General features: G+C 36.6%; 8 protein-coding genes. 7 read left to right on the top strand and 1 reads right to left on the bottom strand.

From position 1 onward, the window contains the following. The first annotated feature begins 11 nt into the window (after nt 1–11). Genes D7D81_RS13595 through D7D81_RS13585 form a run of 3 tightly spaced genes read left to right on the top strand, consistent with a single transcriptional unit; the run spans nt 12 to nt 6599 of the window. Nucleotides 12–1724: a proline--tRNA ligase gene (locus tag D7D81_RS13595; protein WP_125990621.1), complete on the top strand. Its 1713-nt coding sequence runs from the start codon at nt 12–14 to the stop codon at nt 1722–1724. 20 nt (nt 1725–1744) lie between these two features. Then, entirely contained in the window at nt 1745–2383 is a 639-nt protein-coding gene (locus D7D81_RS13590; protein WP_286169720.1) for a glycosyltransferase family 2 protein, read from the top strand. A 25-nt stretch (nt 2384–2408) separates the two neighbouring features. Next, a complete protein-coding gene (locus D7D81_RS13585; RefSeq protein WP_125990620.1) occupies nt 2409–6599 on the top strand; it encodes a PolC-type DNA polymerase III in 4191 nt (1396 codons plus the stop codon). Between the two features lie 200 nt (nt 6600–6799). On the opposite strand, the gene D7D81_RS13580 is transcribed toward D7D81_RS13585, so the two are convergent. Beyond that, nucleotides 6800–8545 carry an IS1634 family transposase gene (locus D7D81_RS13580; protein ID WP_125986259.1) on the bottom strand — a complete coding sequence of 582 codons (1746 nt, stop codon included), beginning with the start codon at nt 8543–8545 and terminating at the stop codon, nt 6800–6802. Nucleotides 8546–9040: 495 nt separating this feature from the next. On the opposite strand from D7D81_RS13580, the gene rimP reads away from it, so the two are divergent. Genes rimP through infB form a run of 4 tightly spaced genes read left to right on the top strand, consistent with a single transcriptional unit; the run spans nt 9041 to nt 13058 of the window. Next, nucleotides 9041–9523, top strand: coding sequence for a ribosome maturation factor RimP (gene rimP / locus D7D81_RS13575; protein ID WP_125990619.1), 483 nt, complete (start codon nt 9041–9043; stop codon nt 9521–9523). An 18-nt stretch (nt 9524–9541) separates the two neighbouring features. Further along, entirely contained in the window at nt 9542–10711 is a 1170-nt protein-coding gene (gene nusA, locus D7D81_RS13570; protein ID WP_125990618.1) for a transcription termination factor NusA, read from the top strand. An 18-nt stretch (nt 10712–10729) separates the two neighbouring features. Further along, complete coding sequence (gene rnpM, locus D7D81_RS13565) at nt 10730–11002, top strand: RNase P modulator RnpM (protein ID WP_125990617.1); 273 nt, start codon at nt 10730–10732, stop codon at nt 11000–11002. A gap of 19 nt (nt 11003–11021) precedes the next feature. Then, entirely contained in the window at nt 11022–13058 is a 2037-nt protein-coding gene (gene infB / locus D7D81_RS13560; RefSeq protein ID WP_125990616.1) for a translation initiation factor IF-2, read from the top strand. Nucleotides 13059–13091: the final 33 nt, after the last annotated feature.

Raw genomic sequence — 13091 nt, 5'->3', positions numbered from 1 at the left:
GGAGTGGTTTTATGAAGATGTCAAAGATGTATCTACCAACCTTAAAAGAGGTACCATCTGAAGCCGAAGTGCTTAGTCATCAATATATGCTCAGGGCAGGAATGATGAGAACCCTGACTGCGGGTGTTTATTCTTATTTACCACTGGGTTACAGGGTTATTAGAAAAATAGAAAATATAATTAGAAAGGCTATGGATGAGAGTGGGGCTCAGGAGCTTCTTATGCCTATTATGCATACTGCAGAACTCTGGCAGGAATCCGGTCGCTGGGATAGATTTGGACCATTAATGATCAAGTTCCAGGACCGTAAAGGAAGGGAGTATTGTCTTGGCCCTACACATGAAGAGATAATAACAGACCTTGTACGTGATGAGATACGTTCCTATAAAGACCTACCACTTAACCTATATCAAATTCAGACTAAAGTCAGGGATGAGATTAGACCGCGTTTTGGTATAATGCGTGGTCGTGAATTTATTATGAAGGATGCCTATTCATTTGATACTGATTACGAGGGACTGGATAAAAGCTATCAGCTTATGTATGATGCCTATGTAAAAGCTTTTAAAGATTGTGGCCTGGAGGTCAGGGCGGTTGAGGCTGATAGTGGTGCCATGGGTGGTAGTGCTTCACATGAATTTATGGTACTAGCTGATGCTGGTGAAGATGAAGTAGCCTTTTGTAATAACTGTGATTATGCTGCCAATGTTGAAAGGGCTGAGGCAGCTATTGCAGACCCTGCTTTTGAAAAAGAAGAGATGGCTGCTGCCGAAAAGGTATATACTCCTGCTCAAAAAACAATAGCAGAGATTACAGAATATCTGAATGTTAATGCTAACAGGACTATTAAATCACTGGCTTTTCTGGCAGATGGTGAACCGATTTTAGTGTTACTCTCTGGTAATGATGAATTAAATGAGATTAAGCTGGCAAATTATCTAAATGCAGTAGAGCTTGAAGCAGTAGTTGAAGATAAATTCCCAGAGATGTATAATAGTTTTGCGGGATTTATTGGTCCAGTAGGTATAAAAGAAGGTATAAGAATATTGGCAGATTTACGAGTAAAAAATCTTAAGAATGCTATTACTGGAGCAAATGAAAAGGATTATCATTTGATTAATGTTAATCCAGGTAAGGATTTTGAAGTAAAAGACTATCTTGACCTTCGGAAGGTTAAAGATGGGGATCAATGTCCTCACTGTGAAGGTCAGCTTGAAATAAAAGCCGGAATTGAGGTCGGACATATTTTTAAACTTGGCAGTAAATATAGTGAGAGTATGGGTGCCAGATACCTTGATGAAAATGGCAGGGAACAGTTGATAATTATGGGCAGTTATGGAATAGGTATTACCAGGTTGGTTGCTGCTGCAATTGAACAGCAGCATGATGAAAATGGAATCATTTGGCCGACTGCTATCGCACCATATCAGGTGATAATTCTGCCTTTAGGTAATAATGATGAGGTAACTACAAGAGCAGAAGTGATTTATCAAGAGTTAACTGATAATGGGATAGAGGTTTTACTTGATGATAGGCAGGAAAGGGCTGGTGTCAAGTTTAATGACGCTGATTTAATAGGTATACCTCTTAGATTAACAATTGGTTCGCGTTCCTTAGAAAAGGGTGTGGTAGAAGCCAGAGTAAGGAAAACTGGTGAGGAAATAAATATTAAACTTGACTCTGTGTATGAAAAGGTAATCGGTATATTAAAGAATATTGACTAGGTATTTCATTAAGGGGGAACATGATGGAGGTAACTGTCTTAATTCCTGCTTACAATGAGGGAAATACTATTGAATCTATTATTAATACCCTTAAAACGATTAAGTCTATTCAAGAGGTATTGGTAATAAATGATGGTTCTACTGATAATACGGCTGAGCTTGCGGCTAAAGCGGGTGCTCGGGTGATCAGTCTGCCGAAAAACCTGGGGAAAGGTGCAGCACTGCAGAAAGGGATCGACGAGATAAGCTCCAGGATTATTATTATGCTTGATGCTGATCTGATAGGTTTAAATAAGGTACATATTACCAATCTACTAGAACCTATCTACAGAGGGGAAGCAGATATGACTGTGGGGGTTTTTAATCACGGCAGGGGTATTACTGATTTAGCTCAATTTTTTTCTCCAAATCTTTCTGGGCAGAGGGCAGTGAAGGCTGAGATGATAAGTGATATGAGTAGTCTTAAAAAGGCAGGATATGGTGTGGAAATAGCCATAAATCAACATGTTAAGAAAAAAGGGCGTGTAAAATATGTTGATTTGCCTGATTTGACCCATATAATGAAGGAAGAAAAAAGAGGGATTATCAAAGGGGTTATTGCTAGAAGTAAAATGTACTGGGATATATTTAGGGTTTTATTTAATAAATTAAAAGTATAGCCTACCTAAAATAGGGAGGAGTATCATGAAGAAAGTAATTAAACCTGGTGAAAAATATTGCTCACAGCTAAAATATATTATTGTTGATGATGATAGCAGGACATGTTATCTTATACCATGTGATAATAACTCTATTAAACAGGATAACTTGCTTGCTGAGTTTGAAGATAGACTTGAGGGGTTAGAGGTAGCTATTTTAAATAAACTATCTTTTGAAAAAGAATTTAGACTGATTCTACCCCATCTGCTGGAGGCTTTAAAAGAAAAGTTCCTGTATCTAAATGCTTGGTTAGAAAGATCACGTTTTTTAATAGAAGGTAAGTGTATAGTAATTGAGACTGAGACAGATATGGCTTTTGAAAAATTAAATGAACCAGCAGTAAAGTCTTATCTGAAAAATAAATTAGATTATTACCTGGGGATTGATACTGAGCTTGAGATTAAAAATGGTGATTTTCTGGAGGTAGTTGAACAGCCCTTTGATCTTAGTCAGTATCAGAAGGGGTTGAATAAGCCTAAAAAATCTGCTAAGAGTGTATCTGGTCAAAAATCAAATACCAGGTCTAATATTATATTTGGTAGAAAGATAAAACAGGATATTAGTTATAGATTAAGTGAGATTGAAAGAGAAGAAGATGAGGTCATTATAGCAGGAAGGATTTTTGATGTAGATGAGATTAAGACCAGAAAAGGAAATAGCTTTTTTATAATAGATCTTACTGATAATACTTATTCTTTTACAGTTAAGGTTTTTCCCGGTAAAAAAGATCAAGAAGTAAAAGAAGGTATTGAAAAAGGGGCCTGGCTAAAGGCCAGGGGATATATTCAATATGATAAATACAGCAAGGGTTTGGTGATGGTAGCCCGTGATCTGAACAAATATCAAAGAGCTGTCAAAAAGGATAATTCCCCGGAAAAAAGAATAGAATTACATTTACATACCAAGATGAGCGCTATGGATGCAGTTGTTGATGTATCTGAGGCAGTAAAAAGGGCAGCTGCTTGGGGACATCCTGCTATTGCAATTACTGATCATGGTGTTGTTCAATCCTTTCCTGAGGCATACTGGGCTGGTAAAAAACACGGTGTTAAAGTAATATACGGTCTGGAGGCTTACCTGGTAGATGATGGTGAGGCAATTATCCATAATGCCTATCAGAAAAAAATTAGTGATACCACCTTTACTGTTTTTGATCTGGAAACTACTGGTTTAAATAATAAACGAGATGAGATCATTGAAATTGGGGCAGTGAAGATATATCAGGATAAGGTAATAGATCAATTTGCGGTTTTTATAAAGCCTGATAGCAGTATCCCGTCAAAGATTACTGAACTGACTGGCATTACTAATCAAATGGTAGCTGATGCCCCTGCACTCTCCGAGGTTATTGATGATTTTCTTGCTTTTATTGGTGATTCTGTTTTAGTAGCTCATAATGCTAAATTTGACTATGGTTTTCTAAAATCTGCAATTGATAAAACTGAAAGGCCGTTAATTAGTAATCCTGTTCTTGATACCCTGGGATTAAGCAGGGCACTTTATCCTGGGATTAAAAACCATAAATTAAATACTCTTTGTGATAAACTGGGGGTTAGTTTAGAAAATCATCATCGTGCTGTTGATGATGCTACAGCAACCGGGGAAATATTAATAATAATGCTGCAGCTTCTTGGAGAACAGGAGATTTCTCAGCTGGCAGAGATAAATAGATTAAGTAAGAAAATAGACTGGAAGGAATTAAGACCCTATCATTTAATCATCCTGGCTAAAAATAGGGAGGGGTTAAGGGATTTATATAGACTTGTCTCTAATTCACATATTAAGCATTTTTACCGTAAACCGAGGATACTAAAGAGTGAATTAAAACACCTGCGTGACAATCTACTACTTGGTTCTGCCTGTGAGGCAGGGGAATTATATCGTAGTATCCTTGATAATAAAGACAAAGATGAAATAATTAAGACAGCCCGCTTTTATGATTTTTTAGAAATACAGCCGATAGCAAATAATGAGTTTTTATTAAATAAGCTGCTTGATTCGAAACAGGAGCTGCGGGAAATAAATCGCAGGATTTATCAACTAGGTAAAAGATTGAATAAACCTGTTGTTGGTACTGGTGATGTACACTTTATGGATCCAGAAGATAGTATTTACCGCCAGATATTACAGGCCGGTCAGGGGTATGATGATGAAGAACAGGCTCCTTTATATTTTCGAACAACAGAAGAGATGCTGGCTGAATTTGATTACTTTGGTGATGAGATTGCCAGGGAACTGGTTATTGAGAATCCCCAAAAAATTGCCGATCTTTGTGATGAATTAGAAATCATACCGGAAAAATTATATACTCCAACTATAGAAGGGGCTGATCAGGAAATAAGAGAGATGGCTTTTGTCAGGGCCAGAGAGTGGTATGGTGATCTGCTTCCTGAGATAGTAGAAGAGAGGCTTAACAGGGAACTTGATTCAATTATTGGTAATGGTTATGCCGTAATTTATTTGACCTCCCAGAAACTGGTTAAGAAATCACTTGATGATGGTTACCTTGTTGGTTCACGTGGTTCAGTAGGGTCTTCTTTGGCTGCTACTATGACAGGTATTACTGAAGTGAACCCCTTACCTCCACATTACCGGTGTCCTGGATGCCAGTATAGTGAGTTTATTACAGATGGTTCTGTTGGTGTAGGTGCAGACCTACCTGATAAAGACTGTCCTGAATGTGGTGAAATTCTGATTAAAGATGGTTTTGATATACCTTTTGAGGTCTTTCTGGGGTTTGAAGGGGATAAAGTCCCTGATATTGATCTGAACTTTTCTGGGGAATATCAATCAGCTATTCATAAATATACTGAGAAACTATTTGGCAAAGATTATGTTTATCGAGCAGGTACTATTTCATCGATTGCTGAAAGGACAGCCTTTGGGTTTGTTAAGGGTTATTTTGATGATAATAATTATTCTAAAAATACTGCAGAGATAAAACGGCTTGTCAAAGGTTGTAGTGGAGTAAAACGAACAACAGGTCAGCATCCTGGTGGACAGATTGTTGTCCCACATGATAAATCAATCTATGACTTTACCCCCATACAGAAACCAGCAAATGATATGGAAACAGATACCCTGACAACACATTTTGATTTTCATTCTATTCATGATAATTTGTTAAAGCTTGATATACTAGGGCATGATGACCCTACTTCGATCAGGATGTTACAGGATATTACCGGTGTTTCACCTTTTGAGATACCCTTAGATGACCCAGATACTATGGCCATCTTTTCCGGCACAGAGACCTTAGGGGTAAGTCCAGAAGAGATTGGGACTACAGTTGGAACACTGGGTATTCCTGAGTTTGGTACCAGTTTTGTTAGACAGATGTTGGTAGATACAAAACCAACTACCTTTGCTGAGTTAATCAGGATTAGTGGGCTTTCACATGGAACTGATGTCTGGCTTAATAATGCTCAGGAATTGATCAGAAAAGGTACAGCAGAATTAGCAGAGGTAATTTCAGTACGTGATGATATTATGAATTATTTAATTCAGCAGGGTTTAGAACCAGGCAGGGCTTTCTGGATCATGGAACATGTCAGAAAAGGTAAGGGTTTAAGTGCAGATGAGGAAGAATATATGCGGGAAAATGAGGTCCCCCGGTGGTATATTGATTCCTGTAATAAGATTAAATATATGTTTCCCAAGGCACATGCTGCTGCCTATGTAATGATGGCCTTTCGAATTGCCTATTTTAAGGTTCATTATCCTGAGGCTTTTTATACAACTTATTTTACTACCAAGGCAGCAGATTTTGATGCCAGATTAATTTGTCAGGGGCCTGAACATATTTTACATGTAAAAGGTGAACTTGAAAAAAAAGGTAATGATTTAACTGCCAAGGAAAAAGGTACTTTGACAATACTGGAGATTGTTACTGAAGCTCTAGCCAGGGGTATTGTGTTTACTACTGTTGATATCTATAAATCAGATTTAAAGAAATTTATTATCACAGATAAGGGCTTATTACCCCCGTTAATAAGTCTTGATGGACTGGGTATTTCTGCTGCCGAGAGTATTGCTGTAAGTAGAGAGGAAGGCAGTTTTACTTCCATTGAAGACCTTGTTAATAAGACTAGAATAAGCAAAACTGTTGTTGAGGTTATGAAAGAACATGGTACACTGGCAGAATTGCCAGAGAAAAATCAATTATCATTATTTTAGAGAGTCTGTTCGAAAAGTATCAGTATAATTCCCTATTTATACCTTTTTAAATACAGACTCAGAGATATTGCTTAAAATTTTTTCGAATTACTTGCAAGATATATTCCCATATTTGACAGTTGAAAAAGCAAAAAGCCGTATAAACCTTATAAATAAAAGGTTTCTTACGGCTTTCTTTATGTAAAAAAGTGCGTATTTTTTTAATTTTTTGTGTCTCTAATTATTTTTTTAATTTTTTTGTTAGTGATAATCTGATAGTCTGTTCTAAAACCAAAAATCTCATGTAAATTATCAGTAAAATTATTTCTGGTATAAGCAGGGATATAGCCTTCGCCTCTGGCTTCTAGAAAATTCATGTTTTTCAAATTTCGGATGATTGTTGGACAAGTAAATTCACTGTTCAGTCGTTTTTCAAGAAGTCGGTAAATCAACAATGAAATAAAACAGGTTATAAAATGAGCTTCAATGCGTTCATCTTTACTTAAGTAAACCGGTCTTGCTTTGAATTCCGTTTTTATAATTCGGAAACATTCTTCGATTTGCCAACGACCTTTGTTGACCTTTATAATCTCTGAAATATTAGCCTCTAAGTTGGTACAAATACCATAAAATCCATCGTATATCTTTTCCTTATCAATTACATCCGTGTTGATATGATAGATTTTTTTGTTGGCGATTTCGCCGTCATCTGTACAAGTCGTTGTTTTAATAAAACGGCGATAATCGTTTTGGCTTGCTTTACCTATTTTGGATGGATTGGAATCAATTTTCTTTTGAGCCCGTAAAATTTGTTCCTGTCGGATACGTCGCTGATAATTACGATATTTAAAACTAAAAGTAACAATCATTTTTTGCTCTAAGCCATTTTCTTTAATCCACCGTTCTTTATAAAAGACTTTAGAAAGCCAACGTTCTTTTTTATGGTTGTCCTTTATAGCGTTAATTTTTTCTTCCAATTCAGAAAGGTTATACAATTTTTGGCTATCTGATAAAGACCAACCCCTTGGGTTAAGGGCCCACTCTTTAAGGTGTTTCCTTAATTTTTTAACCGATTGAGTTGTGATAAAGGCACGATTACCAATATCATTAAAGCGTCGATTATTATAGGAGGCAAGACCAGCATCCGTACAAACAACAAACTTTGATAATTTAAAATCATCAATGATTTTTTTCTCTAGAGGTTTTAAAGTTGTTTGTTCATTGGTATTTCCTTTGTGAATAGAAAAGGCAAGAGGAATACCATCTCCATCCATGAAAAGGCCCATTTGTACAATGGGATTAGGACGGTGTTCCTTTGAAACTCCATACTGTTTCAATCCTTCTTCCTGCTCAATTTCAAAAAAGTAATTGGTACAATCATAGTAAAGAATACCTGTATTACGTTTGGAAACTTTTAAGCTGTTTTTATATAGAGTGCTTTGAATAAAATTAGACTCTTTTGCCAAAATATCAAGAGCTCGATAAACGTGTTGAAGATCAAAGTTTGGTGGCTCAATAAAAGTAGCTGCCTGACGATGCGTTGTTAACTTAGATGAGGGAAATAAAATACGTCCATAAACCAGTCGAGATAAGATATTATTAAGATCAAACGTAAATTTATATTTATTAGATAATCTATCACAAAGTTTATCAAGAGCAAGTTCATAATATATTTTTTGAAGAAAGAGATAACCACCATTAAAAACCCGTTGTTGGTCTTTTTTGATTTTTTTAACAGGAGAATATTTAACAATAACTTTCTGTTTTTTCTGCCGTTCTTTTTCATTCAATTCCTTAATATATTCTTTTGCCCATTGGATAGGGTCTTCTCCGTTTAACTTCTCTAATAACTCATCATATGTACCAAGTTTCTCTACAATTTTGGTTGTGCGTTTTCCTCTTACGTTTATATCCTTAATGACATAGAGAGAAGACGCATTTTTGGATTTACTAATATTCAATCGCATAAAAATTCCCCCTTATCCTTATATCATACCACATTACGGTAAATTACGCAATAGAAAAGTGGAAAATTTGACATAAAAATAAGCCTATATCAAGGCTTTCGGAGATTTTTATCTTATGCAACTGTCAAAAACCCGAGACTAGAATAAGCAAAACTGTTGTTGAGGTTATGAAAGAACATGGTACACTGGCAGAATTGCCAGAGAAAAATCAATTATCATTATTTTAGAGAGTCTGTTCGAAAAGTATCAGTATAATTCCCTATTTATACCTTTTTAAATACAGACTCAGAGATATTGCTTAAAATTTTTTCGAATTACTTGCAAGATATATTACACTATGGTAAAATAATAGAGATGACATAACTGATACTGGATCTGTTAAGGAGTGGGTGAGTTTCCCACTCCTTCCTTATAGTTTATATAAAAAAAGGATATATCACAGCTTAATTAGTTAAAATATATAATGAAGATTATTCTTGAAAGGGGTATATATTAATGGGCAAGGTTATTGAAACGGTTCGGGGTTATGTTGAAGATATAATCAAGGGTAAAAATTTGGAACTGGTAGATGTTGAATATCTTAAAGAAGGAAACAACTGGTATCTCAGAGTATTTATTGAGAGGCTTGATGATCAGGTAACCCTGGAAGAGTGTGAAGATATAAGTAGAATATTGAGTGATATCTTAGATGAGAAAGACCCTATTGAAAACAGCTATATTCTGGAGGTTTCTACACCAGGTTTAGAAAGGCCTTTAAAGAAAAGGTCTGATTTTGACCGTTTTGTTGGTAAACTGGTGACTATAAAGACCTATGTGCCTGTAGAAGGTAAAAAGGTAATTACCGGTTATATAAAAGGGAGTGATGAAGAAAATATCATGCTTGATTTAAAGGAAGGAGAAGGGGATGTTAATATTCCCTTTGACAAAATTGCCGGAGCAAATTTGACGGCTGATTTTGATTTACATACCACCAAGTGATAAAGGAGGGGAATCCTGATGAATATTGATTTTTTGCATGCCCTTGATGATATAGAAAAAGAAAAGGGTATTTCTAAAGAAACTTTATTAGAGGCCCTTGAAACTGCCCTTTTTTCTGCCTATAAAAAGGATTATGGTACTAAGGAAAATGTCAGGGTTGATATAAAGGATAAGAGTGGTGAAGTCAAAGTATATACTAGTCTGGAGGTTGTCGAAGAAGCCGACAATGAGAATGTAGAAATATCATTAAAAGAAGCTAAAGAGATTGATCCTAAATATGAAATAGGCGACATAGTTGAGAGAGAGATAACTCCAGCTAATTTTGGGCGTATCGCTACCCAGACGGCCAAACAGGTTGTTATGCAGAGGATCAGGGAGGCAGAACGTGATGTAATATATGAGGAATATAAACAAAAAGAAGGGGAATTAATTACTGGTACTATCCAGCGTTTTCACAGAAATAATATCTTTATTGATCTTGGAAAAATCGAAGCCCTTTTGCCTCCTTCAGAACAGATGCCGGGGGAAAGCTATGAGATGGGTAGTAGAGTTAAGCTATATGTAGTTGAGGTTAATGCAGATAATAAAGGACCACGGATACTTGTTTCACGTACACATCCAGGGTTATTAAAACGTTTATTTGAGGTTGAAGTTCCTGAAATATTTGACGGGATCGTAGAGATTATGAGTGTTGCCCGTGAGGCCGGCAGCCGTTCCAAGATTGCTGTTTTATCAGCAGAGGCTAATGTTGATCCAGTGGGAGCCTGTGTTGGACCAAAAGGGATGAGGGTTCAAGCTATTGTTGACCAATTAAATGGTGAAAAGATTGATATTATTGAGTGGAGTGAAGAACCAGCTGTTTTAGTGGCTAATGCCCTTAATCCAGCAGAGGTTCTTGAAGTAATCGTTGATGAGGAAGAAAAGGTGGCTGAGGTAATTGTTCCTGATTTTCAGTTATCCCTTGCTATAGGTAAGGCAGGGCAAAATGCTAGACTGGCTGCGAAATTAACTGGCTGGAAGGTAGATATTAAAAATCAAACACAATATGATCAAGAAAAAGCCGCTCAGACAGAAAAGATTGAAGACCCTGTACCTCTTGATAGGGATGAAGATCAGGTGGAGTTATCTGACATAAATAGTGAGAAAGCAATAATAGAAGAAAATCAGGATAAAGAGCCGGAAGTCTAAGGAATAGGAGGGATTAAGATGAGTAAAAAAACTCCTATGCGGAAGTGTGTTGCTTGTGGGGCAAGAAGACCTAAAAATGAATTAATAAGAGTGGTTTATAAGAAAAGTAATAAACAGGTGTGTTTGGATAAAGATGGAAAGGCGCCTGGACGTGGTGCATATATTTGTCCTGATCAAGATTGTTTGCTTAAGGCTCGTAAAGCAAATAAATTTTCCAGGGCTTTTAAAATATCAATTTCAGATGAGATATATAATCATTTAATGGAGGAGATTGGTATAATGGATGATTAACTAAGCGGAGGTGTTAATTATGGGAAAAATTAGGGTATATAAACTGGCAAAGGAACTGGCTTTGTCCAGTAAAGAATTAATAGAAATATTACAGGATTTAGGTGTAGATGTTTCCAGTCATATGAGTACTATTGAAGATGATACAGCAAAAACAGTCAGAGATATGTTTGTTGAAAAGGAAAGTGGTTCAGAAAAAAAGAGTGAAATTATCGACGAAAAGAAAGGTACTGATAATGAAAAGCAGGGTGAACCTGGTAATAGAGATAGTCAGGAAAAAGAGACTACTGAGAGACATGATATTTCATTACCTATTACAGTAAAGGAACTGGCTGAATCTATTGATTATCCAGCAAATGATATGATTAAAAAATTAATGGGTTTAGGATTAATGGCAAATCTTAATCATCCTCTGGATGAGGACACCTTAATTATGCTGGCAGATGAAATAGGTGTTAAAATAAATATAAAAGATACTGATCATGTAAGTGATGAGCAGGAAAAAGAGAAACGTGTAGGTCCTAAAATTGTTGATAAAGCAGCTGATTTACAGCTTCGCCCGCCAATTATAACAGTTATGGGACATGTTGACCATGGTAAGACTACCCTTCTTGATGTAATAAGACAATCAAGGGTTGCTGAGAGTGAAGCAGGTGGTATTACACAACATATAGGTGCTTATCAGGTTTTTATTAATGGTAAAAAAATCACCTTTATTGATACACCGGGTCATGAGGCTTTTACTGCTATGAGGGCTCGCGGTGCCCAGGTTACAGATATCACCATCTTGGTAGTTGCTGCTGATGATGGGGTTATGCCCCAGACAATTGAGGCCATTAACCATGCTAAAGCAGCTGATATCCCAATCATTATTGCTATTAATAAGATTGATAAACCTAATGCCCAGCCAGATAGGGTTAAACAGGAATTAACTGAACACGGTCTTGTTCCTGAAGACTGGGGTGGGGATACCATTTGTGTACCTATTTCAGCCCTTAAAGAGGAAAATATTAATGAGTTACTGGAAATGGTTTTATTGGTAGCTGAGATGGAAGAAATAAAGGCTAATCCCAATAGATATGCTGAAGGGATAGTAATTGAGTCTGAATTGGATAAAGGTAGAGGACCTGTAGCAACCCTACTTGTTAAGAACGGAACAATGCGGATAGGGGATGCCCTGCTGGCTGGTCCTGTCTCTGGAAGAGTCAGGGCTATGATTGATGATAAAGGTGAAAGGATAAATGAGGCTCCACCAGCTACTCCGGTAGAGATATTAGGTTTCTCTGATGTACCGGCTGCTGGTGAGTTTGTGGAGGTTCTTCCTGATGAAAAAGAAGCCAGGGCGGTAGCAGAAGAAAGAAAACAGGCACTTCATCAACAGGATATACAAAATGAAAGCAGGATTTCTCTGGAGGACCTCTATGAGCAGATACAGCAAGGTAAAGTTAAGGAGCTAAATGTTATTATTAAAGCAGATGTCAATGGCTCCATTGAAGCACTAAAGGGTTCACTTACTAAGTTAGGCACTGAAGAGGTTACTGTAAATATTATTCATACTGGTGTTGGTGCAATTAATGAAACAGATGTTGATCTAGCCAGTGCTTCTAATGCGATTATAATTGGCTTTAATGTTAGGCCTAATACAAATGCCAGAAAATATGCAGAAAAGGAAAAGGTAGAGCTGCGTTTATACAGGGTTATCTATAAAGCTATTGAAGAAATCAAAGATGCTATGGCTGGCCTGCTTGACCCTGAATTGAAAGAAGAAGTAACTGCCAGAGCCGAAGTCAGGGATACCTTTAAAGTCCCTAATGTAGGTATTGTTGCTGGTTTATATGTTACTGATGGAGTAATTAATAGGAATGATAAAGTCAGGTTATTAAGGGACAATGTAGTTGTCTTCGAGGGTGAGATTGCTTCTCTTAAGAGGTTTGAAGATGATGTTAGAGAGGTACGTGAAGGATATGAATGTGGACTGGGTATTGAAGGGTATAATGATCTTAAACCCGGAGATGAACTTGAGATATATACCTATAGGGAGATCAAGAGAACTCTCTAAATATCAATATTATTATTTTCTAGGGGTGTTAAT

Source organism: Halocella sp. SP3-1 (genome assembly GCF_003953885.1).
In the GTDB taxonomy this organism is placed as follows: domain Bacteria; phylum Bacillota; class Halanaerobiia; order Halanaerobiales; family DTU029; genus Iocasia; species Iocasia fonsfrigidae.
Note: the sequence above shows the minus strand (reverse complement) of the source record. Positions and strands in the feature narration are given on the sequence as shown.